The sequence below is a fragment of the Actinoallomurus acanthiterrae genome, assembly GCF_054775715.1.
In genome coordinates, this window is the sequence record NZ_BAAHCO010000001.1 from 2,309,294 (window position 1) to 2,331,772 (window position 22,479).

The 22,479-nt window shown below is 71.8% G+C and carries 20 protein-coding genes and 1 riboswitch; of the genes, 6 read left to right on the forward strand and 14 right to left on the reverse strand.

Going from position 1 to position 22,479, the window contains the following annotated elements; translation table 11 throughout:
* The first annotated feature begins 50 nt into the window (after positions 1 to 50).
* Entirely contained in the window at positions 51 to 350 is a 300-nt protein-coding gene (locus tag ACYVF7_RS11415; protein WP_460338655.1) for a DUF3618 domain-containing protein, read from the forward strand.
* Positions 351 to 405: 55 nt separating this feature from the next.
* Here the strand turns inward: ACYVF7_RS11415 and ACYVF7_RS11420 are convergent, their stop codons facing one another.
* From ACYVF7_RS11420 to ACYVF7_RS11455, 8 genes are all read right to left on the reverse strand, one after another.
* Positions 406 to 3,033: a sugar-binding protein gene (locus tag ACYVF7_RS11420; RefSeq protein WP_460338657.1), complete on the reverse strand. Its 2,628-nt coding sequence runs from the start codon at positions 3,031 to 3,033 to the stop codon at positions 406 to 408.
* Positions 3,034 to 3,076: 43 nt separating this feature from the next.
* Positions 3,077 to 3,877 carry a carbohydrate ABC transporter permease gene (locus tag ACYVF7_RS11425; RefSeq protein WP_460338659.1) on the reverse strand — a complete coding sequence of 267 codons (801 nt, stop codon included), beginning with the start codon at positions 3,875 to 3,877 and terminating at the stop codon, positions 3,077 to 3,079.
* The gene (locus ACYVF7_RS11430) at positions 3,874 to 4,791 is read right to left on the reverse strand and encodes a carbohydrate ABC transporter permease (RefSeq protein ID WP_460338661.1); all 918 of its coding nucleotides are present in this window, start codon (positions 4,789 to 4,791) and stop codon (positions 3,874 to 3,876) included. The genes ACYVF7_RS11425 and ACYVF7_RS11430 overlap by 4 nt, the downstream gene beginning before the upstream one ends.
* Entirely contained in the window at positions 4,788 to 6,131 is a 1,344-nt protein-coding gene (locus ACYVF7_RS11435) for an ABC transporter substrate-binding protein (RefSeq protein ID WP_460338662.1), read from the reverse strand. Before ACYVF7_RS11435 ends, ACYVF7_RS11430 begins: the two co-directional genes overlap by 4 nt.
* A 79-nt stretch (positions 6,132 to 6,210) precedes the next feature.
* On the reverse strand, positions 6,211 to 7,329 hold the full coding sequence (locus ACYVF7_RS11440) for a carbohydrate kinase family protein (RefSeq protein ID WP_460338664.1): 1,119 nt from the start codon (positions 7,327 to 7,329) through the stop codon (positions 6,211 to 6,213).
* A gap of 132 nt (positions 7,330 to 7,461) precedes the next feature.
* Positions 7,462 to 8,646, reverse strand: coding sequence for an amino acid deaminase/aldolase (locus ACYVF7_RS11445; protein WP_460338666.1), 1,185 nt, complete (start codon positions 8,644 to 8,646; stop codon positions 7,462 to 7,464).
* Between the two features lie 40 nt (positions 8,647 to 8,686).
* Positions 8,687 to 9,460 carry a CE1 family esterase gene (locus tag ACYVF7_RS11450; RefSeq protein WP_460338667.1) on the reverse strand — a complete coding sequence of 258 codons (774 nt, stop codon included), beginning with the start codon at positions 9,458 to 9,460 and terminating at the stop codon, positions 8,687 to 8,689.
* A 261-nt stretch (positions 9,461 to 9,721) separates the two neighbouring features.
* Positions 9,722 to 11,824 (reverse strand): hypothetical protein, encoded by a 2,103-nt coding sequence (locus tag ACYVF7_RS11455; RefSeq protein ID WP_460338669.1) that lies wholly within the window; start codon positions 11,822 to 11,824, stop codon positions 9,722 to 9,724.
* Between the two features lie 292 nt (positions 11,825 to 12,116).
* Here ACYVF7_RS11455 and purU point away from each other — a divergent pair, with 292 nt between their 5' ends.
* The 5 genes from purU (at position 12,117) to ACYVF7_RS11480 (ending at position 16,134) form a co-directional block, all read left to right on the forward strand.
* Entirely contained in the window at positions 12,117 to 12,962 is an 846-nt protein-coding gene (purU, locus tag ACYVF7_RS11460; protein ID WP_460338671.1) for a formyltetrahydrofolate deformylase, read from the forward strand.
* A gap of 107 nt (positions 12,963 to 13,069) precedes the next feature.
* Complete coding sequence (locus ACYVF7_RS11465) at positions 13,070 to 13,732, forward strand: DUF6286 domain-containing protein (protein ID WP_460338673.1); 663 nt, start codon at positions 13,070 to 13,072, stop codon at positions 13,730 to 13,732.
* Between the two features lies 1 nt (position 13,733).
* Positions 13,734 to 14,288: an alkaline shock response membrane anchor protein AmaP gene (locus tag ACYVF7_RS11470; protein WP_460338675.1), complete on the forward strand. Its 555-nt coding sequence runs from the start codon at positions 13,734 to 13,736 to the stop codon at positions 14,286 to 14,288.
* A 6-nt stretch (positions 14,289 to 14,294) separates the two neighbouring features.
* Complete coding sequence (locus tag ACYVF7_RS11475) at positions 14,295 to 15,482, forward strand: M20 metallopeptidase family protein (RefSeq protein WP_460338677.1); 1,188 nt, start codon at positions 14,295 to 14,297, stop codon at positions 15,480 to 15,482.
* A 103-nt stretch (positions 15,483 to 15,585) separates the two neighbouring features.
* The gene (locus ACYVF7_RS11480; RefSeq protein ID WP_460338679.1) at positions 15,586 to 16,134 is read left to right on the forward strand and encodes a DUF4352 domain-containing protein; all 549 of its coding nucleotides are present in this window, start codon (positions 15,586 to 15,588) and stop codon (positions 16,132 to 16,134) included.
* An 82-nt stretch (positions 16,135 to 16,216) separates the two neighbouring features.
* On the opposite strand, the gene ACYVF7_RS11485 is transcribed toward ACYVF7_RS11480, so the two are convergent.
* The 6 genes from ACYVF7_RS11485 to gcvT all read right to left on the reverse strand — a co-directional run bounded on the left by ACYVF7_RS11485 (position 16,217) and on the right by gcvT (position 22,143).
* Positions 16,217 to 17,008, reverse strand: coding sequence for a class I SAM-dependent methyltransferase (locus tag ACYVF7_RS11485; protein WP_460338681.1), 792 nt, complete (start codon positions 17,006 to 17,008; stop codon positions 16,217 to 16,219).
* Between the two features lie 70 nt (positions 17,009 to 17,078).
* Positions 17,079 to 18,452 (reverse strand): L-serine ammonia-lyase, encoded by a 1,374-nt coding sequence (locus ACYVF7_RS11490; RefSeq protein WP_460338683.1) that lies wholly within the window; start codon positions 18,450 to 18,452, stop codon positions 17,079 to 17,081.
* A 5-nt stretch (positions 18,453 to 18,457) separates the two neighbouring features.
* Positions 18,458 to 19,387 (reverse strand): lipoyl synthase, encoded by a 930-nt coding sequence (gene lipA / locus ACYVF7_RS11495; RefSeq protein ID WP_460338685.1) that lies wholly within the window; start codon positions 19,385 to 19,387, stop codon positions 18,458 to 18,460.
* 13 nt (positions 19,388 to 19,400) lie between these two features.
* Positions 19,401 to 20,657 carry a serine hydroxymethyltransferase gene (locus tag ACYVF7_RS11500; protein ID WP_460338687.1) on the reverse strand — a complete coding sequence of 419 codons (1,257 nt, stop codon included), beginning with the start codon at positions 20,655 to 20,657 and terminating at the stop codon, positions 19,401 to 19,403.
* Positions 20,654 to 21,040: a glycine cleavage system protein GcvH gene (gene gcvH / locus ACYVF7_RS11505; RefSeq protein WP_460338692.1), complete on the reverse strand. Its 387-nt coding sequence runs from the start codon at positions 21,038 to 21,040 to the stop codon at positions 20,654 to 20,656. The genes ACYVF7_RS11500 and gcvH overlap by 4 nt, the downstream gene beginning before the upstream one ends.
* Positions 21,037 to 22,143 carry a glycine cleavage system aminomethyltransferase GcvT gene (gcvT, locus tag ACYVF7_RS11510; RefSeq protein ID WP_460338694.1) on the reverse strand — a complete coding sequence of 369 codons (1,107 nt, stop codon included), beginning with the start codon at positions 22,141 to 22,143 and terminating at the stop codon, positions 21,037 to 21,039. Before gcvT ends, gcvH begins: the two co-directional genes overlap by 4 nt.
* 165 nt (positions 22,144 to 22,308) lie before the next feature.
* A riboswitch (glycine riboswitch) is annotated at positions 22,309 to 22,406 on the reverse strand.
* Positions 22,407 to 22,479 lie beyond the last annotated feature (73 nt).

The following is a 22,479-nucleotide window of genomic DNA, read 5'->3' on the forward strand; positions in this document are numbered from 1 at the left end:
TCCTGGGCCACGCCGCCGAACTCCGATGATGACCGCAGGAAGGACACCTCATGGCCGATAGAGCCCGCGACCCAGCGGCGATCGAGCGGGACATCGAGCAGACGCGCGAGGAGCTGGCGCGCAGCATCGACGAGCTCGCCGACCGGCTGAGCCCCAAGCACGCCGCGCAGCGTGGCGTGGCGAGGGCCAAGGAGGAGGCCGGTCGGGTCGCCGAGGACATCGGCGCGATCGTCCGGAAGGAGGGGCAGGATCGGCCCCGGAGCCCGCTGACCGGTCCGGTGCTGATCGGGGCCGGTGTGGTGGCGACGGCCGTCGCGCTCCGGCTGCTCCTGCGCCGGCGTCGCCGCTGATCGTACAGGCGAAGCGCCCAGGTCTCCCACGGGAGAGACCTGGGCGCTTCGTCGTTCAGCGCAGGGGTACGGCGGTGCTCGCGGTGCCGCCGGCCTGGGCGTCGAAGGCGACGGTGAGCGTGCCGATCGTGCCGGGGACCGTGACGGTGCGGGTCCCGGCCCCGGTGACGTTCACCTTGGCGGAGCCGAGGATCTTTCCGTTCCAGACGTAGGCGTAGGCGGTGCCGGGGCCGGTGGCCCGGAGCCGGAAGGTGACCGCGCCGCCGGCCACCCTGGGACGCCCGACGACGCGGGCGGTGTCGGATCGAGGTGCGGCCGGTCCGGCGGCGAGGGGGACGCCGATGCGGGCGGCCTGCAGGATCGACTGCGGGGAGTTGACGGACAGCGCGGCGGTCTTGGAGATCACCGGGGGCGGCGCGGTGGTGGGCCGTCCGGGCGGCGGGGTGTAGCCGGGGAGGGCGGCCAGGCCCCAGCGGTACGGGTCGCCCTGGACGCCGCCCCAGGTGGACCAGCCGATGCGGGTCTGGCCGGTCTTGTCGGTGGTGTCGGAGTCGTAGATGAAGATGTCGAGGCCGAGCCGGGAAGGATCGACGGCGGCGGGCAGGTCGGCGAGGGGGATCTTCGTCTCGACGGTGTATCCGGTGTACGGCTTGTCGACGACCGAGGCGACCTTCATGCCGGGGGCGGTCTGCGCGCCGGGTCCCTGGTGGTTGTCGGCGTCGCGTTCGAAGCAGGGTGATCCGGCGGTGGTCGTGGGCAGGATGCCGGTCTTGAAGGTGGTGGAGGTGTTCTCGGCGTCGCCGCGCGGGTCGAGGGCGATCTCGACGGAGTCGGTCCGCCAGTGGCGTTTGCAGTCGGCGGGGTCGAGGACGCTGCCCTGTTTGTCGTCGGTGACGTGGACGAGGACGTAGAGGGCGTCGTCGTACCAGGTGACCTTGCCGGTGGCGGAGCAGTCGGCGGCCGACTCGCAGGCGGTGCCCTCCCAGAGCCGGGACAGGTTCAGGGTGGGCCCGGGGTACTCGGCGGCGGAGTCCTTGCCGTCGACCGTGGGCTCCTTGGTCGCGTGCGGGATGGTGGTGGCCGGGACGAGTTCGAGTGCGGCGTTCGCCACGTCGGGGGCGCCGGAGGACGTCGTGGTGATCGTGTAGTCGTAGTCGCCGCCGGTGCCACCCTGGTTGGCGGTCGGCAGTGACGTGTCGGTGTTGCGGACGGTGAAGGTCACCGACCCGGTCGCGCCGGCGGCGAGGGCGTACGGCTTGGATGCGGCGTCGGCGGCGAAGCCCTTCGGCAGGTTGAGCGCGACGGTGCCCTTCTGGGCTTCTTTGGTGGTGTCGGCGAGGTCGACGCGGACCTGGCGAGAGCCGCCGGAGGCGAGGGTGAGGACGCGTTTGACCCGGTCGGACAGTTGCGGGGCGCCGGTGGCGGCGGCCCAGGCGTCGAAGTCGGAGACACGGGGGAGGGGCTGCTGGCGGCCGGTGACGGCGGGTTCGACCTCGACGGCGCGGCCGGTGGTGCCGGTGCCGTGGGCGGTGGTGAGCGTCGCGCCGAGCCGTACGCGTCCGGCCTTTCCGGCGGGAGTGACGGTGAAGGTCGCGGTGCCGTGCTGGAGCGTGCCGGCGCCGGTGGCGGTCCAGCCGGCGGGCAGGGACAGGGCGACGCGTCCGGGGGCGGAGGCGTGCGCGGTGACGGTGAACGGCTCTCCGGGGGCGACGCCGAAGCGGCTCGTCGTCAGGGAGAACTCGGTGCCCAGGGGCAGGCCGCCCTTGGCGGGGTAGGTGGCGCCTTCGAGGGCGGCGAGGGGGTCGTGGTTCCCTCGGGTGAACGGGACGCGGCTGTCGACCAGGGTGAAGTAGTCACAGCCGATCTTGTTCGGGTCGCTGGGCGGGTCGGGGTTGTGCGCCCAGCCCTGGCTGGCGTAGAGGCGTGCGGCCTCGGTCTCGATCTGTGCCCAGGTCTTGCCGTTCGTGGAGGCGCGGCCGTCCCAGACGCCGTAGACGTCGGCGCTGGGGTCGGTGGGCGTGAAGGTCGTCTCGCAGGAGGGGCCGGTGCCGGCCTTGACGAGGTGCTCCTGGTGGAGGAGGCGGGCGGCGCGCCAGGGTCGGAGGTGTTCCTTGGTGAGCTGTTCGGGGAAAGCCTTCGGGTCGGCGGCGAGGTAGTAGGCCTCGACGGCGAGGCGTCCGGCCTCCTGGTGGTTGCCGTGCTGGCTGGGAATCGGGGACGGCGTCATGGTCGTGATGACCTTGGGGCGCGTCTCGCGGACGAGCCGGACGACCTTGGCGAGTGTCGAGTCGTGGTCCCAGATGTCGCGGGTGAGCTGGTCGCTGACCGTGTAGTAGAAGTCGACCTTGTCGAGGTAGTGGATGTCGGAGATGCCTGCTTTGGCGACGGCGGCGCGTTCTTCGCCCTCGCGGAGCAGGCCGAGCGCGGGGCCCTCCTCGGTGCCAACGGCGTTGCCGCCGCCTTCGCCTCGGGTGATGGTCAGCACGCCGGTCTTGACGTGGGCCTTCTCGTGCCATTGCCCGTACGTGGAGAGGTTGAAAGACTCGTCGTCCGGGTGGGCGCCGACGAAGAGGACGTCGAGCGAACCCGGCCGGGGGACGTCGTTTGAGGCGGCGCCGGCGGGCGGCGCGAGGCCCATGAGGCCTGCGGCGAGGGTCAGGGAGAGGGCGAGCGTCTTGCGCATGGGCGTCAACTCCTTGTCGGATCACGTCCCCCGAGCGAGAGTTCTATTCCTTGATCGCCCCCGAGAGCATTCCGGCGATGAAGCGGCGCTGGAGGAAGACGTAGACGAGCACGACGGGCGCGGCGACGATCAGCGCGGCGGCCATCAGCATCTGGTATTCGGTCTGATGCTGGCCCTGGAAGATCGACAGGCCGAGCGGCGCGGTGCGCAGGTCCTCGTTGGAGTTCATGATGACGAGGGCGAGCAGGAACTCGTTCCAGGTCCACATGGCGATCAGTACGACCATGGTGAGGATCGCGGGGCGGCCGACCGGCAGCAGCACCCGCCACAGGGTGGTCCAGCTGGAGGCGCCGTCCATGCGGGACGCCTCGATGAGGGAGCGGGGCGCGGACCGGAAGTAGGCGCGCATCCAGAACACCCCGAACGACACGGACTGGGCGATCTGCGGCAGCATGAGGCCGGGCAGGGTGTTGTCGAGGCCGACCGAGCGCAGGTCGAAGTACAGCGGGACGACGATGGCCTCGGTCGGCACCATGAGCCCGGCGAGGAACACGTAGAACAGCGCGGTCGCGCCCTTGAACTCCATCGTTCCCAGGGCGTACCCGGCCAGGACCGACAGCACCGAGGCGGCGACGACGACCACGGTGACGACGATGAGGCTGTTGGTCAGGTACCGCGCGAAGTGTCCCTGCCGCCACGCGCCGGTGAACGCGTCGACGGAGAAGTGCGGCAGACCGAACGCCTGGGAGGCGACCGCGAGCAGCGGGAACACGGCGATCACCGCGAAGACGATCAGCACGCCGTACGTGGTGGTGCGCTCGGCGCGGGAGGTCGTTGGTGTCACGCGCGGCCCTCCACGAGGCGGCCGATCCCGGCGGTCACGGCGAACACGATGATCGCGATCGTGATGCCGATGGCGCAGGCCAGCCCTACCTCGCCGGTGTTGAACGTCCGGTTGTAGACCTCGTACGCCGGGACCCGGGTCGCGTCGCCGGGGCCGCCGCCGGTGGTCAGGTAGATCAGGTCGAAGTTGCGGAGCGCGGCGATGATGGTCAGCGTCAGGGCCACCGACAGCTCCCGACGCAGCCCGGGCAGGGTGACGGCGAAGAACTCGCGGAAGGCCCCGGCGCCGTCCACGCGCGCCGCCTCGTACAGCTCGCGGGGGATCTTCTGTACGCCGGCGAGGAACAGCACCATGGCCAGCCCGATCTCGGCCCAGGTGCCGATGAGCCCGACGGACGGCAGCGCCCAGGTGAAGTCGCCGAGCCAGCCGCGGGCGAGCCCGCCGAGGCCGACGAGGCGGAGCGTGCCGTTGATCGGGCCGTGGTCGGAGTAGATCCACTGCCAGGCCACCGCGACCGCGACCATGGCCACGACCTGCGGCAGGAACAGCACGGTGCGGAAGAACGTCAGGCCGCGCGGCCGGGACCGGGACATGACGGCGACGAGGAGGAAGGCGATGCAGCAGGGCAGGACGGCGTAGAAGAACACGAGCACGGCGGCGTGCCAGAACGTCCCACGCAGGTGCGGGTCGCTGAACGCCTGCGTGTAGTTGCCGAGCCCCGCCCAGGTGCCGACGGTGAGCCCGTCCCAGTGGAACAGCGAGAGGTACGCGCCGTGCAGGAGGGGCCACAGGAGGAACGCCGCGTAGACCACCAGCGCCGGGAGCACGTAGAGGTAGCCGACGCGGCGGGGCTCGCCGGGCGGTTTGGCCCCCGCCCGGCTCGTACCGGGGGTCTCGGTGGGCAGGGGCTTCACCGCTTGGCCAGGAAGGCGGCGTAGTCGCGCTGAGCCTCCTGCATGCCCTGCTGTGCCGTCTTCCTCCCCGCGATGATCTCCTGCAGTACGCCGCCGAGCGTGTCCAGGAACGTCGTCGTGGAGTAGTCGAGGTACGGGACGAGGATGTCCTTGTCGCTCGCGGTCTTCCAGGCGGCGGACAGGTCGTGCCCCACGGCGGTGGTGGGCTGCGCGCTCGCCGGGGTGACGGCGGCGAGGCCGCCGGTCTGGGTGACGACGTCCATGGCCTGCGGGGTGGTCATGAAGTTCAGGTACGCGGCGGCGACGTCGGGGTGCTTGGACTTGGAGGTGATCACGAGGGGCAGGCCGGGGCCGCCGAGCGTGGCCGCGGGCGCCCCGCCGGCCTGGGCGGGCGGCGGGAGGAGGTAGCGGACCTTGTCCCCCATCTTCTTCTGCAGGTCGGCGGCGAACCACGGCCCGCCGATCAGGAACACGCCCTCGCCCTTACTGAACGGCCCGGGGGAGTCGTTGTACTTGCCGGCGTTGACGCCGGAGGGGAAGTAGCCGTTCTTGGCCCAGTCGGCGAGCTTCTGCGCGGCCTGCACGATGGATGGATCGGTCCACGCGCCGCCGCGGCCGAACACGAGGTTGCGCAGCGCGTCCTTGCCCGTCGTCTGGCCGAGCAGCACCCCGAACTCGTGGATGGCGGGGAACTTCTCCAGGTTGGCGAGGTAGATGGGGGTCTCGCCCTTGCCCTTGGCCGTGGCCAGGTCCTGCTCGAACTCCGCCCACGTCGTCGGCGGCTTGATGCCCAGCTTGGCGAGCTTGTCGGTGTTGTAGTAGATGCCGACGGCCTCGCCGGTCATGGACACGCCGTACAGGCTGCCGGAGCCGATGCTCTTGCCGTCCGGGGTGACGCTGTTGAGCTGGGTCAGCCCCGCGGGGAAGCGCTTACGGAACCCGTAGGCCTGCTCGTACGGGTCAAGGGGGACGAGCGCACCCGCCTTCACGAGGGCGCCCATGATGCCGTACCCCTGGTTGGCCTCGACGACGTCGGGCGGGTTGGCGCCGGACAGCGCGAGGCGCAGCGTCTTCTCCAGGTCGGTGAAGGACCGCGACACCCTCTTGATCGTCACGTTGGGGTACTTGGCGTGGAAGGCCGCGTTGAGCTTCTCCATCTGCTCGTTCTGGCCGCCCATGACCTCCTGGTCCCAGACGGTCAGCGTGACCGGGCCCGCCTTGGCGATGTCCGTGCTGACGGCGGATGGGGCCTTCGGTTTGGACTTTCCGCCGCCCGACCCGGGGGCGCAGGCGGACACGGCGACCAGCGCCGCTGTCAGGACCACGAACGGTTTCCGCATGGCGGGGCTCCTTCGTCAACCGAACCGGCGGCGAGCTGTTCTCTCAAGATCTTCTTGTTGGTGGCTCAGATCGTTACGATCACGCCTGCCGTACGGTCGGCTCGGCGCGGGCGACCGTGTCGATCGAGGAGTCGGGGATGTAGGGGACGACGAAGGCGTAGTCGCGCAGCACGTCGTCGGACACCTCGCCGGACTCGCCGAACGCCGCGATCTCGCCCCAGCAGGGCGAGCCGAGCGACCCGCTGAAATGCCGGACGGACAGCCCGGCGCAGAGGTTGGCGAACCGCAGCCGCTCGACCAGGGGCCAGCCGGCGAGGGTGCCGTAGACGAAGCCGGCCGCGAAGACGTCGCCGGCGCCGGTCGGGTCGAGGGCGTTGACCGGCAGCGCGGTCGCCTCGGCGCGCTCGCCCGTGGTCGTGTCGACCGCGATCGCACCGTCGCCGCCGCGTTTGACCACCACGACGGGGACGCGCTCGGCCAGGGCGTCGAGGGCCTCCTCCGGCGTGCTCGTCCGGGTGTAGGCCATGGCCTCCACGGCGTTGGGCAGGAACACGTCGACCAGCTCCAGGCGGTCGAGCACGTCGACGGACCAGGTCTCGGTGGGGTCCCAGCCGACGTCGGCGACGACGGCGGCGCCGCTCTCGCGCATCGTCGCGGCCCATTCCGGCACCGGGTGAGCGAGGTCGAGGAAGCAGGTCTTGGCCTTGGGCGGGGCGCCGACGAGGGCCTCGGGCAGCACCGGCATGGGCCGGTGGTAGGTGACCATGCTCCGGTCGGCGTCGTACGCGAGCGACACGGTCACCGGCGTGGGCCAGCCCGGCAGCCGCCGGGAGTAGGCCAGACTCACGCCTTCCTGCTCGGACAGGGTCCGCCACAGGTAGGCGCCGAACATATCGTCACCGAACGCCGCGGCCAGGCCGACGTTCAGCCCGAGGCGGCTCATCGCGACCGCGATGTTGGCGATGCCGCCGGGCGCCGACCCCAGCCCGTCGGTGATCAGCTCGGTGCCGGGCGGCGGAAGCCCCGGCAGGCCGGTGAAGATCATGTCCATGAAGACCGTGCCGGCCAGGAAGACGTCCAGGCCTCCGGCGTCGCCGTGCAGGAACTCGGCACCCGCCTCCCGCTCGACGCACGGATCTTCCAGCCGCGGCTCGGGCGGGCGGCCCTGCGGCGCGATCATCGGTTTCACTTGGTCCACGGCGCCTCCCCTTCATTGGGGATTTATCACTGTCGTACGACAGTACGCGGTGCTGGAGCGTTCCCGAGAGAATGTACGCGAAGTCCCCTTCCCTCTCTCAAGTGATCCTCGGGCACTCCCGCACCGGCCGGGTCAGAGGAAGGTCCGGCCCTCGCCTCGGTAGGTGGGAACGGTGTCGACGACCCGGTCGCCGTCGACCAGGTGGAGTGCGTCGAAGCGTTCGCACAGCTCACCGGCCTTCGCGTGCCGGAACCACACCCGGTCGCCGATCCGCAGCCCGTCGGCGGCCTTGCCGAGCAGCGGGGTCTGCACCTCGCCGGCGCCCTCCCGCGCGTCGAAGCGCAGCCCGGCGGGCAGGTACGGCTGCGGAAGCCGGTTCCGGTCCGCGACGCCCGAGGCGAGGTAGCCGCCGCCGAGGACGGTGACCACGCCCGGCGCGGGCCGCCGTACGACGGGAAGGGCGAAGAGGGCGGCGGGGCTGCCGGAGAAGTTCGTGTAGTGGTCGAACAGCACGGACTGGTACAGGCCCGAGCCCGCCGCCACCTCGGTCACGGCCTTCTCGGCCGCGGTCTTCTCGACGCTGCCGGTCCCTCCGCCGTTGACGAACTCCAGGTCCGTGACCTCCCGGACCGCCTTGACGATCAGCGCCCGGCGGCGCGCGAGCTCGACACGCGACTGCGCCTGGATCAGGCGGACCGCCCGGGAGAAGAGCGGCTTTCCAGGCGGGTTGTCCCCGACGCCCGCGATCTGCGACTCGTACGCCATCAGTCCGACCAGCCGTACGCCCGGGCGGCGGCCGATCTCCCGGGCCAGCTCGGCGGCCTGCTCCGGCGCGCGGACCGGGGATCGGAGCGCTCCAACGCGGATGCGGCCGCCGGCCGCGCGCCACGCGGCGTCGATGTCGACGCAGACCCGGACCGGCCGGCCGCCGGTCGCCTTCTGGATGAGGTCGAGGTGCTCGACGCAGTCGACCATGACGGTCACGGTGGACGCGGCGTGGTCGTCGTCGGCCAGCCGCGCGAGGGCGGTCTGGTCGGCGGTCGGATAGGCGACGAGGATGTCGTCACTGACCCGCTCCTCAGCCAGCCACAGCGCCTCCGGAAGCGTGAACGCCATGACGCCGGCGAACCCGTCCATGGCCAGGACCTGTTCGAGCAGCGCCCGGCAGCGGACGGACTTGCTGGCGACCCGGATCGGCTTGCCGTGCGCGCGTCGGGTCAGGTCCGCCGCGTTGGAGCGGAACGCTGCCAGATCGACCATGGCGAACGGCGGTTCCAGGTGAGATGTGGCCATGTCGTACCGTTTGCGCAGCGTCATGCCCGCAGAGTGCCACAGACCGGACGAATATGAAAAGGCTTCACGTCCGGGAATGGGTGGCGAAGAAGTCCCAGAGCCGGCGGCTCGCGTCCGACGGCCACTGGTGCCCGCCTCCCTTCACGACGCACAGGACCACCTCCGCGTCCTCATCGCCGCGGCCGGTCGATCGGCAGCCGTCGTCCTCGGCCGTCCGGAGCGCGGGCAGGCCGTCGGCCCGGCGCCAGAAGTCCACCGCCCGGCTCACCGGCGGAAACGGGCGGCGATCGTTGAAATCACGGTGCCCGCCGCCGTTGAACGGGACGTTGTGGTCCGCGGTGCCGTGCCAGATCATCACCGGCACCGGCCGACCGGGATGGCATGACATGGCGAGCGCCGCGGACACGACCCCGATCGCGGCGACCTTCCCCGCGGCCTCGCACGCGAACCGGTACGCCATGCCGCCGCCGTTGGAGAACCCGGTCACGTAGACCCGCTTCGGGTCGGCCAGCCCGATGCCGGCCAGATGGTCGATGAGCTTGCGGAGGAACCCGACGTCGTCGATGTGCGCCAGCCGCGCGGGCGCGCAGCAGTCCCCGGCGTTCCAGGTGAACGCGAACCCGTCGGGGTAGACGGCGAGGAACCCATGGTCGTCGGCCAGGGCGTCGAACCCGGTCTTCTTCTCGAAGCCGGTCATGTTGTCGGCCCCGCCGTGCAGGGCCAGCACGACGGGAAGCGGCCGCGCGGGACGCCCCGCGCGAAAACGCTGCTTCGCCAGGGCAGGCGGCACGTGGACCAGATACTCCCGGTGACCCGGCGTACCCACGTCGATCTTCATCCGATGCGTCCCCACCGCCGTGGGAACGTCACCCACCGACCTCGGCGCCTTGCGGCCCGAGGAGGCCGTCGGCCGAGCCGACCCGTGGTGCCCGGAACCCGAAGGCCGGCACGCGCCGAGAAGAAGAAGCCCGGAGAGCGCCAGCACCGCAACCCGTCGCATGCCCCGGATCTAACCCGCCCGCCGCCCCGAAAACTACTCACAGGTAGCAAGAATCTGCGCCTGCTGGGGCGCCGCCGTGCGGAGCCGGAGCGGTGGGGGTCAGCCTTCGGCGGGGCGGAGGGTGAGGCCGGGGGCCGGGCTGGCCGGGGAGTCGGCGTCCTCGCGGCTCTGCAGGGCCGTGACGGTCGCGGCGAGGGCCAGCGGGACGGCCACGGCCAGGGCGAGGGCGGGCACCGCGATCCCCGAGTCGTTCACCGCGCCGCCGACCAGGGCCGTCACGAACGCCCCGGAAAGACCGGCGCGCAACATGGGGGCGCGGTCGTAGGCGAGCTGCAGCCCGCCGGCCCCCGCGCGACCCGGCCGGTGCAGCACGAGGAGCAGGAACAGGAAGGCCGCGACCACGATCGGCAGGAGCGTCGGATTGCCGAACGTGTGGACCATGGCGGTGAACTTGCGCTCCAGCCAGGGCAGGGCGTCGCCCTGCACGAGCTGGCCGAAGAAGCGGCCCATGTGCGTCTGCTGGGCGGGCGGGCGCAGGTAGTCGAGGTATGCCACGCCGAGCACCAGCGCCATGCCGGCCGCGCGCAGCAGCTGCAGCCGGATGAAGGACACGCGGCGGCCGCTCACCAGCAGCGCCGTCGTGGCGAGGCCGGGGACGAACGCGATCAGGCCGCCGAAGTCGCTGCCCCACGCGGTCCAGCTGTCCAGGGTCGCGGCGACCAAGGTCATGGCGAGCACGGCGGCCACGGCCGCCCGCCGGCCCCGGCGAGGCTCGAGCCACTGCGCCACCCCGGCGGCGGCCAGCAGGGTCGAGGTGGCCAGCACCGCGAACGCGATGTTGCCCATGCCGTAGTAGCGGCCGCCGACCAGCGGGGAGTACCCCATGAGGCTGTTGACCTGCAGGTTGCTGCCCGTCAGCAGGTCCGCCCCGAGCACGGCGGCGGTGACGCCCGCGATCACGGTCCCGGGGCCGAGCACCCACCGCCGCCACGGCCCGCAGACAGCGACGGCGACGATGAGCGCGTCCACGGCCGCGATGCCCGCGACCAGCGAGGGGAGGGGGTGGGCGCCGCGCCACCACGGCACCAGGTTCACCAGGTACGTCGACACCGGAACGGCGGCCGCGACCAGGGCGGTCAGGCGCGTGGCGGCGAGGATCCGGACACGCCGCCGCCCGGCCCACTGCCGCCGGAGCGCGATGGCCGCCGAGCCGTACAGCAGCAACTGGGCGATCACGAAGGCGGCGAAGAAGCCGGGAAGGGCGTTCCGGTGGGTCTGGGCCGCGACGTCCTGGCTCCGCAGGTCCCGTACCACCGAGCCGAGCGCGGCCGGGCGGGAGGCGTCGGGCAGCAGCGGGGTGCCGATGAGCGCCGCCGGGCCCGGCACGCCGAGCCAGGTCATCAGGGTCGCGGTGAGATCGGGGAGGATGACCATGTCGGCCCGCCGGGTGGAGTCCGAGCCGAGGTAGCGGCCGGCGGTCCCCGGCCCGGTCGCCAGCACGAGCCGCAGGTGCGGTGTCCGGTCGTGGTCGGAGATCCCGGCGACCAGTACGTGGGCGTCGGCCGGCAGGCGCGTCAGCACCGTCCCGACCGCGGCGTCCGCGCGGCGCGCCTCGGAGACCCGGTCCGGCCCGGTGACGGCGCCCGCGTCGACGACGGTGGCGGCGCAGCGCGCCCAGTCGCCGGCGGGCAGGGCCGCGATGTCCGGCGCGTAGGCGTCCACGCGTCCGCTCGAGTCGCCGGCCCCCAGCGCCGCTCCGGGACCCACGGCGGTGGTGCAGCCGCCCGCCCGGTGCACGGCGTCCCCGAACAGGCCGATGGTCCCGAACCCGGCGTTGGCGCGGCGGATCGTGGCGATGTCGTTGACGACGGCGCCCGTCCCGGAGGGGGAGACGGTGATCGGCCGGTGGCAGTACGGGCCCGACGCGGACCGGGCTCCGGCCGACACGGTGGCCCAGCCGTCACCCGGGCAGGTCAGCCGGCCCACCGTGCGGACCGACAGCAGCCCGGTCGCACCGCCCCGCGCGAGCCGCCACAGGTTCGGCGTCGCGGTGGGGCTCACGTCGCTCCACTGCAGCCCTGGAACGCCGATCAGCACGGCGTGCCCGGCGGGCGGCGCCGTCGCGGCGCGGGCCGGTGAGCCGTACGACGCGAGCAGCGCCAGGGCGAGCGACACCAGCACGGCGATTGGGGCTCGCAGCACCTGATCATCTCCTTGGAGCGTCCGGAAACCCTGCGGAGGATAGTGGCCATCGGTCCGAACGTGCCCCGCCATATACGTTAAGAGTCCTCGTCCGCAGGGTGAAGTATGACCGTTCGCGACGTTGCGCACCGCCGGTCCCACGCTGCGGCCGCCACCTTTTGCCCACTTCTAACGTCGGGCCGCCCGCCCGCCCGACCCTGGCCGTCCTGCCCCTTAGTCTCGTAAGGACATCGCGGTAGGGGCCCGTCCCCGCCACGGCACCGCAGAACCATCGACGCCTGAAGGTACGACCATGTCCGAATACGTGCTGACGCTGTCCTGTCCCGACCGGCCGGGCATCGTGGCGGCCGTGTCAGGAGCGCTCGCCGAGCGCGACTGCAACATCCTGGAGAGCCAGCAGTTCGGGGATCGCAGCACCGGGCGCTTCTTCCTGCGCATTCAGTTCGAGGCGCCGGAGGGGCTCGAGGACGCCCTGTCCGAGGCGTTCGGCGCGCTCGCCGGGGAGTTCGCGCTGGACTGGCGTCTGCACGACCTGGCCGTCCGGTCCCGGGTGCTGATCCTCGTGTCGAAGTACGGGCACTGCCTGAACGACCTGCTCTACCGCCAGCGTTCCGGGCTGCTCGACGTCGATGTCGTCGCCGTGGCGTCGAACCATCCCGACATGCGGCCGCTGACCCAGTCGTACGGCATCGACTACCACCACCTGCCCGTCACCGCGGAGAGCCGCGCCGCCCAGGAGGCGGAGCTCCTCGCGCTCGTCGAGCACTACCAGGCGGACGTCGTCGTGCTCGCCCGGTACATGCAGGTGCTGTCCGACGACTTCTGCGCGAAGCTGCCGGGCCGGATCATCAACATCCACCATTCGTTCCTGCCGAGCTTCAAGGGCGCCCGCCCGTACCACCAGGCGCACCAGCGAGGCGTGAAGCTGATCGGCGCGACCGCGCACTACGTCACCCCGAAGCTCGACGAGGGGCCGATCATCGAGCAGGAAGTGGCCCGCGTCGACCACACGCAGGGGCCGGAGGAGCTGATGGCGGTCGGCCGGGACATGGAGTGCCTGGCCCTCTCCCGCGCCGTGCGCTGGCACGCCGAACACCGGATCCTGCTCAACGCCGAGCGAACCGTGGTCTTCCGCTGAGTTTCCCGTTCCCCGGGATGTCCGCGCATCGGGCATTACCGTGGGCTCCGTACGCTCGAGTGAGCGATTCGACCCCCCGGCGAACACGTACGGTCATGCGCCGTGCGGTGGGTGACGGACGGGAGGTCGCCGTGGAGCCGACCATCGGTGCTGCGCGGGACACGATCGTGCACACGCTCGAGGTACCGGCGCCCGACCGATCCGGCGAGCACCGGGCCGCCGTACGCCTCTTCCGGTCCCGCAGGACGCCTGCCGCCGTCCTCGCGGCGGCGCTGCTGACGGTCGCCGGCGCGGCCACGGCGACGAGGGTGATCTCCACCCTGCTCGGCCACCCCGTCCCGCGGACCGGCGCCGTCGCCCGCGCGGCGCGGCTGCTGCGGACGACGGCGTGGTGCGATCCGGTGGTCCTCGCCGTCGCGGGCGGCGTCGCGCTCGCCGGGCTGCTGCTCCTGCTGGCCGCCCTGCTGCCGGGCCGCGGTTCCGTCGCCACGCTGGTGTGGAGCACCCGCCGGTGCGCCCTCGGCGTCGAACGGGCGGGGCTGTGCGCGGCGCTGGAGACCGCCGCCCTGGACGTGCCCGGTATCGCCGAGGCGCGCGTCCGGCTGCGCGGGATGCCACGCCGCCGTGCCGTCGTGCACGCGGCCACCGGATACCGGAACCCGGGCACCCTCCGCGAGATCGTGGCCGAGACCGTACGGGCGCGGGCCGACGACATCGGCCTTGCGCGGACGCCGCGGGTCGTCGTACGCCTCGACTGGCGGAGGGACTGACGTGACGAACCGGATGGGGCTCGCGCCGACCGGCCTCGTGCTGCTGTGCGCGGGCGGTACGGCTCTGGCGGCGGGACTTGGGGCGTTCGGGCCGCGACGCGCCCACCGGCCGATCTGGCCGGCCGCGGCGTCACGGTGGGTCGCGGCGCACGGCTGGTTCTGGCCGACGGCCGCCGCGATCGCCGGCACGGTCGCGCTCCTGGGGGCCGGATGGCTCGTCGCCCTCGCCCGGAGCCGGAGACTGCGCAGGCTCGCGATCGGCGACGCGCGCTCCGGCCGGACCCGGATGGCCGCGCGCGTCGCCGTCCGCGCGATCGTCGCGGACGTCACGGCGTACGACGGCGTGCACGCGGTACGGGCGCGGTTGACCGGCCGGGCGGTCGCCCCGCGGATGCTGCTTCGCGTCACCTGCCCCGCCGACGCGGACCTCGCCGGGCTCGGGCGGCGCATCCGCGACGAGGCCCTGGCACGCCTGCGGGCGGCGCTCGCCCGCGACGACATCACCGGTGTTGTGATCTTCGACGTGGTGCCCGAACGGGGCAGCGGCGTAGCCTGAGGTGCCATGTCTTCCGTGCGCGCGACCGCAGACCTTCAGGACGATCTCGTACGACTTCGCCGTGACCTGCATTCCGAACCGGAGCTGGGGCTGGAGCTGCCGCGCACCCAGGAGAAGGTGCTCGGCGCCCTCGACGGCCTTCCCCTGGAGATCGGCCTCGGGCGGTCGCTGTCCTCGGTGACCGCCGTGCTCCGGGGCTCGTCGGCCGGCCCCGCCGTCCTGCTGCGCGCCGACATGGACGCCCTTCCCGTGACCGAACGCTCCGGCGTCGACTACGCCAGCCGGACCGGCGAGCGGATGCACGCCTGCGGCCACGACCTGCACACCGCGATGCTCGTGGGGGCGGCGCGGCTGCTCGCGGAGGCGGAGCTCGCGGGCAGTGTCGTCTTCATGTTCCAGCCCGGTGAGGAGGGCTTCGCCGGGGCACACCAGATGATCGCCGAAGGGGTGCTCGACGCGGCCGGGACGCGGCCCGTCGCCGCGTACGGCCTCCACGTCACCTCATCGGTCCTGCCGGGCGGCTGGTTCATGACCCGGCGCGGACCGCTGATGGCCGCCGCCGACGAGGTGCACGTCACCGTCCGCGGCGCCGGCGGCCACGGCTCGCAGCCGCACCTGGCGAAGGACCCGATCCCGGCGGCCTGCGAGATGGTGACGGCGCTGCAGACGTTCACCACCCGCCGCTTCGACGCGTTCGACCCGGTGGTCATCACGGTCGGCAGCTTCCACGCCGGCAGCAAGGCCAACATCATCCCGGACGAGGCCCGGTTCGACCTGACGATCCGCTCCTTCTCCCAGGAGGCGCACGCCAGGGTCATCGAGGGCACCGGCGAGCTGCTGCGCGGCATCGCGGCCGCACACGGCCTGGACGTCGACATCGAGCACGACATGGGGTATCCGGTTACGGTCAACGACGCGGCCGAGGCGGAGTTCGCGGCGGACACGATCGGCGACCTGTACGGGCCGGAGCGCTTCGTCTGGGGGCCGAACCCCCTGACCGCGGCGGAGGACTTCTCGTTCGTGCTGGACGAGGTGCCGGGAGCGTTCGTCTTCCTCGGCGCCTGTCCTCCGGATCGCGACCCGGGCACCGCCCCGTTCAACCACGCGGCGGACGCGGTCTTCGACGACGGAGTGCTGAGCGACGGGGCCACGCTGCTCGCCGAACTGGCTCTCCGGCGCCTGGCCCGCGCCTGAGCCCGGTCGCCGGGTCGCTGGGGTCGGTCGGTGGCCGGGGCTGGTCGCTGGCCATTATCATGATCCGTCGGTGCTGACAGTTCGTCCAATGGGGAGCGGCGTCGTGCGGAGGCTGGTCCTTGCCGCGGGAGCGGCGGCGCTGCTCGCCGGCTGCGGCAATCCCGCGGAGACCGCCAAGAGCTCCCAGTCGCCCAGCCCCTCGCCGTCCATCCAGGTCCAGCGGGTCAAGGTCGGCCAGGCCGTCACACTGAGCGGCGCCGACGACTCGGGCGGCGCGGGGCGGCTCCGTCTCACCGTCAAGGTCAAACAGATCGTCTCCACGGCGACCGGCCATGGCGCGTTCCAGCAGCCCCGGAAGGGCGAGCGGTTCGTGGCCGTGCGATTCGTGCTGAAGAACGTCGGCGACGCCGCGTACGACGACAGCCCGACCTACGGGGCGAAGGTCGTGGACGGCACCGGCCGGACGTACGACCCGACCGTGGTCACGGTGACCGCCGGACCCGGTTTCCCCAAGGTCGTGAAGCTCCAGCAGGGTCAGGCCAGGTCCGGGTTCATCGTGTTCGCCGTGCCGAAGCAGGCGACGGTGGTCAGCGTGCGGTACGCCCTGAACGCAGGGTTCGCCGCCGACCGCGCCGAGTGGCGCGTGAGCTGAAGCGTTCGTCCAGGGTCCCTCCTGCCCGGGTTGGCGGGGCCGGGCGGTCTGGACGTCGGCTGTCAGGGTGCGCCGCAGGACCTCACGAGTCGCGAGCGAGCGTCGACCGGATCGCCAAAGTGACGATCGGCAGATCGAACTCCCCGGACGCCGTCTCCGGCGTCGCGTGCAGGTAGTCGACGATCCGCGCCAGCAGCGCCGCCCGTTCGGCCTCGGGCAGGATCAGCGCGTGGGAGTGCGTGCCGATCGTCGCGGCCATCGACTCCGCGGTGCGCCGCTGCGCGTGCGGGAACTCGGCCTGCTCGGTCTCGGGGAACTCCGCCGTCGGAGCGAACGCCGACCCGGCGTTCCAGTCCTTGAGCGTCGTCGTGCCCCGGGCCACCTCCTTGAGCCCTCTGACCCAGGGGACCCGGTGGTCATCGATGTTCCACAGCGCGGCCAGCACGCCGCCGGGGGAGAGCACCCGCGCCATCTCGGGCAGCGCACGGCTCAGGTCGAACCAGTGCAGCGCCTGCCCGACCACGATCGCGTCGACCGACCCGTCCGCCAAGGGGATCCGCTCAGCCGTACCCGCGAGCGCCCGCACCTCCGGCAGGCGCGCGTGAAGTTCGGCGAGCATGGCCGAGTCGGGCTCCACCGCGGTCACGTTCTCGGTGTGGCGCAGGAGACCTTCGGTGAGCTTGCCCGTGCCGGCCCCCAGGTCGAGGACGCGCAGCGGAGTGCGGCCGGCGACGGGCTCCAGCGCCCAGCGCAGCGCGGCGTCGGGGTAGCCGGGGCGCTCCGCCGAGTAAGCGGCGGCCTGGCCGCCGAAGGACGACGCTCTGCGGGCGAGGGTCTCGGCATCGCCGTCAGGGAAGGAAGACGAGGTGCTCATCCGCCCGACCCTAGAGGGTGCCCGGTGATCTTCGTCCGGCTGCCACGAACAAGATCCCCTAGCCCGGGCATCAGCATTCGATGACGTTGACGGCGAGGCCGCCGCGTGACGTCTCTTTGTACTTATCGAGCATGTCGCGGCCGGTGTCGCGCATCGTCTTGATCGCGCGGTCGAGCGAGACGAAGTGGCGGCCGTCGCCGCGCAGCGCGATGCGGGCGGCGCTGATCGCCTTGATCGAGGCGACGGCGTTCCGCTCGATGCACGGCACCTGCACGAGGCCGCCGACCGGGTCGCAGGTGAGGCCGAGGTTGTGCTCGATGCCGATCTCGGCGGCGTTCTCCACCTGCTCCGGCGTGCCGCCGAGAACCTCGGTGAGACCGGCCGCCGCCATCGCGCACGCGGAGCCGACCTCTCCCTGGCAGCCGACCTCGGCGCCGGAGATCGAGGCGTTCTCCTTGATGATCACGCCCATCGCCCCGGCGGTCAGCAGGAACCGTACGACGCCGTCGTCGGAGGCGCCCGGCACGAACTTGTCGTAGTAGTGCAGGACGGCCGGGACGATGCCGGCGGCTCCGTTGGTCGGGGCGGTGACGATCCGCCCGCCCGCGGCGTTCTCCTCGTTCACGGCGAGGGCGAACAACGTCACCCAGTCCATCGCGTGCAGCGGGTCGGTGGCGGTCTCCGTCACGAGTTTGCGGTGCAGGTGGTGAGCCCGCCGGCGTACCTTCAGCCCGCCGGGCAGCAGGCCCTCGCGGGAACAGCCGCGGGTCACGCTCTCCCGCATGACGCGCCACAGGTCGAGCAGGCGTTCGCGGATCTCCTGCGGGTCACGGCCGAAGGCCTGTTCGTTCTCGAGCATCAGCGCGGAGATCGACAGGCCGGTCTCGTGGGCGCGGTCGAGGAGCTCGGCGGCGGTGGCGAACGGATAGGGCACCACGGTGTCGTCGGGCTTGATGCGGTCGGCGCCGGTGGCGTCCTCGTCGACTACGAACCCGCCGCCCACCGAGTAGTAGACCTTCTCCCGCAGCTCGGTGCCGCCGGAGTCGCGGGCGGTGAACCTCATCCCGTTGGGGTGATGGGGGAGCGATATCTTGCGCTCGAAGACGAGGTGCTCGCCCACCACGAACGGCACCTCGTGCTCGCCGAGCAAATGGATGACGCCACGCTCACGTGCCTCGGCGACCCGGGCGTCGGCCGTCTCGACGTCGACGCGTTCCGGGGTGTCGCCTTCCAGCCCCAGGATGACGGCCTTGTCGCTGCCGTGGCCCTTGCCGGTGAGGCCCAGGGAGCCGTAGAGGATGACGTGAACGGTCGCCGTCTTCTCCAGCAGGCCGTCGCGCACCAGGCCGCGGGCGAAGCGGTGGGCCGCCGCCATCGGCCCGCCCGTGTGCGAGCTGGACGGGCCGATGCCGACCTTGAACAGGTCGAAGACACTGATCGCCATGGTGTCTAGTCGGCCTGGCGGGCGGTGATGGCCTGCTGGTAGAGGCGGCCGGCGCGGTAGCTGGAGCGCACCAGGGGCCCGGACATCACCCCGGTGAAGCCGATGGCCTCGGCCTCGTCCTTCAGCTCGACGAACTCTTCGGGCTTGACCCAGCGTTCGACGGGGTGGTGGCGGGGGGAGGGGCGCAGGTACTGGGTGATGGTCAGCAGTTCGCACCCGGCCTCGTGCAGGTCCCGCATGGCTTCGGTGACCTCCTCGCGGGTTTCGCCCATGCCGAGGATGAGGTTGGACTTGGTGACCAGCCCCGCCTCCCGGGCGGCGGTCAGCACGCTCAGCGAGCGTTCGTAGCGGAAGCCGGGGCGGATGCGTTTGAAGATCCGTGGGACGGTCTCCAGGTTGTGGGCCAGGACCTCGGGGCGGGCGGAGAAGACCTCGGCCAGCAGGTGGGGGGTGGCGTTGAAGTCGGGGATGAGGAGTTCGACGCCGCAGCCGGGGATGGCGTGGTGGATCTGGCGGACGGTTTCGGCGTAGAGCCAGGCTCCGCCATCAGGCAGGTCGTCGCGGGCGACGCCGGTGACGGTGGCGTAGCGCAGGCCCATGGTGGTGACGGATTCGGCGACGCGGCGGGGTTCGTCGGGGTCGTAGGCGGCGGGTCTGCCGGTGTCGATCTGGCAGAAGTCGCAGCGGCGGGTGCATTGGTCGCCGCCGATGAGGAAGGTGGCTTCGCGGTCTTCCCAGCATTCGTAGATGTTGGGGCAGCCGGCTTCCTGGCAGACGGTGTGCAGGCCTTCGGAGCGGACCAGGTCGGTGAGTTCGCGGTATTGCGGGCCCATCGACAGCCGGGTCTTGATCCAGGGTGGTTTGCGTTCGATCGGTGTCGCGGCGTTCCTCGCCTCGACACGCAGCAACTTCCGGCCCTCAGGAGCGATGGTCATATGGCTCAATCCATTACAGGCTGGGGTAGAGCGGGTGCTTGTCGGCCAGCGCGCTGACTCGGGCGGACAGCGTCGCCGAGTCATACGACGGCTGCAGCGCCAGCGCGATGATGTCGGCGACCTCGGCGAAGTCGTCCGCCTGGAACCCGCGCGTGGCGAGCGCCGGCGTGCCGATCCGCAGGCCCGACGTCACCATCGGGGGCCGCGGGTCGTTCGGCACGGCGTTGCGGTTGACCGTGATGCCGATGGCGTGCAGGCGGTCCTCGGCGTCCCGTCCGGTGATCTCGGAGTCGACCAGGTCGACCAGGACGAGGTGCACGTCCGTGCCACCGGTCAGCACCTTGACGCCGGCCTTGGCGGCGTCCTCGCGGAGCAGCCGATCGGCGAGGATCCTGGCGCCGTCGATCGTCCGGGCCTGCCGCTCGGCGAACTCCTCGGACGCGGCGATCTTCAGCGCGACGGCCTTGGCGGCGATGACGTGCTCGAGCGGGCCGCCCTGCGTGCCGGGGAACACCGCCGAGTTGATCTTCTTGGCGTACTCCTCGCGGCAGAGGATGAGGCCGCCGCGCGGACCGCAGAGCGTCTTGTGCGTCGTCGTGGTCACGACGTCGGCGTACGGCACCGGGGACGGGTGCAGCCCCGCCGCGACCAGGCCCGCGAAGTGGGCCATGTCGACCATGAGCAGCGCCCCGGACTCGTCGGCGACCCGCCGGAACGCGGCGAAGTCGAGCTGCCGCGGGTACGCGGACCAGCCGGCGACGATCAGCTTCGGCCGGTGCTCGTGGGCCAGCCGGGCGACCTCGTCCATGTCCACGAGGCCGTCGGGACCCACGTGGTACGCCGCGACGTTGAACATCTTGCCGGAGTAGTTGATCCGCATGCCGTGGGTGAGGTGCCCGCCGTGCGCGAGGTCCAGGCCGAGGATCGTGTCGCCCGGCTCCAGCAGCGCGAAGTAGACCGCGATGTTGGCCTGTGCGCCCGAATGCGGCTGCACGTTGGCGTGCTCCGCGCCGAACAGCTCCTTGGCCCTGTCGATCGCCAGCTGTTCGGTGACGTCGACGTACTCGCATCCGCCGTAGTAGCGGCGGCCCGGGTACCCCTCCGCGTACTTGTTGGTCATCACCGAGCCCTGCGCCTCGAGGACGCCGATCGGCGCGAAGTTCTCCGAGGCGATCATCTCCAGCGTGGACTGCTGGCGGCGCAGCTCGTCCGTGATCGCGGACGCGACCTCCGGATCGAGCTCGGAAAGGGGCAGGTTGGCAAGGCTCATGACGCCTCCTCGATGAGCTTCGCGTAGGCCTGCGCGTCGAGCAGGTCGGCCGGGTCGTCACCGGTGCGCACCCGGAACAGCCATCCCTCGCCGTACGGGTCGGAGTTGATCACGGCCGGGTCCTCGTCAAGGGCGGTGTTGACCGCGACGACCTCGCCGGTGACGGGCGCATAGATGTCGCTCACCGACTTGGTCGACTCGGCCTCGCCGCACGGCTCTCCCGCCTCGACGGAGGCGCCCTCCTGCGGCAGCGACACATAGACGATGTCACCGAGCGCGTCGGCGGCGTACGCCGTGATGCCGACGGTCACCACACCGTCGGACGGCGCGGTGATCCACTCGTGTTCCTGGGTGTAGGAAAGCGTCTCGGGAACAGTGCTCACGAAGTCCTCCTGTAGAACGGCAGCGCTACCTTGTCGACCGGCTCGTGTTTACCGCGGATGTCCACGGCGAGGTCGGTGTCCTCGGCGTGGTCCGCGTCGATGTAGGCCATGGCGATGGGTTTGCCCAGTGTCGGGGACGGCGCACCACTGGTCACCACACCGCAGGGCGTGCCGTCCGGCGTCACGATGTCGTACCCATGGCGCGGCACCCGGCGCCCCCGTGCGACGAGCCCGACGAGGGTGCGCGCGGGCGGGGTGTCGGCGCGCGCGGCCAGCGCGGCGCGCCCGACGAAGCCCCCGGGCTTCTCCAGCTTGACGGTACGGCCGAGTCCGGCGTCGTACGGCGTGGTCTCGGCGGTCAGCTCGTTGCCGTACAGCGGCATGCCCGCCTCCAGCCGCAGGGTGTCGCGCGCGGACAGCCCGGCGGGCCGCAGGTCGTCGCCGCCGGCCTCCGTGACGGCGCGCCAGACGGCCACGGCGTCACCCGCCGAGACGAACAGCTCGAAGCCGTCCTCGCCGGTGTACCCCGTGCGGCCGATCAGCGCGTCGATCCCGGCGACCTTCCCCGGCAGGATCGCGTAGTACTTCAGGTCGGCGAGCGCGGCGTCGGTGAGCTTCTCCAGGATGGCCTGGGCCTTCGGGCCCTGCACGGCGATGAGCGCGTACGCGTCGGAGCGGTCGTCGACGGTGGCCTTCTCGAACCCGCTCGCCCGCTTGGTGAGCTCGGCTCGGACGGTCGCGGCGTTGGCGGCGTTCGCGACCACCATGTAGGTCTCCGCGGCGAGCCGGTAGACGATCAGATCGTCGAGGACGCCCCCGGCCGGATCGACGATCATCGTGTAGCGCGCCCGGCCGACGGCGAGCACGGACAGGTGCCCGATCAGCGCGTGGTCGAGGGCGGCCCCGGCCTGCGGGCCGGTGACGAAGATCTCTCCCATGTGGGACAGGTCGAAGAGCCCCGCACTGGTGCGGACGGCCTGGTGCTCGGTGGTCTCGCTCCCGTAGCGCAGCGGCATGAGATAGCCGGCGAACTCGGTGATCGTGGCTCCGAGCTCGGCGTGGACCTCGTGCAACGGTGTTCTCTTGGCGTCCGGCGTGGACATCGGGGCAGGCTCCTATCACGCGGGCGGCCGGGATCCCATCCTCCCATTGGCGCGCGAAATGCGGTCGCGGTGCCCTCCCCCTCTGTCATCGGTGCCTGAGAGCTTCACCCCCGATCGGGGGCTTGCACCTTCGGCGGGAGCGTCGCTCCGCTTTCCAGAGGTCGCCTGGTCCGCACGGTTCCTGTGGCCTGAGAGGTTCCGGGGAGGAGTTGCTCCTTCGGCGTACCTCGCTGGCGGCGAGGTCGCTCTCCCGTGCGGGATCAACGGCATGGCCAGGCTAGCAGTGCGGGAGCGTCCGGGAAACGGTGCCGCCGCAGGTCGCGTACCGCGAGCCCA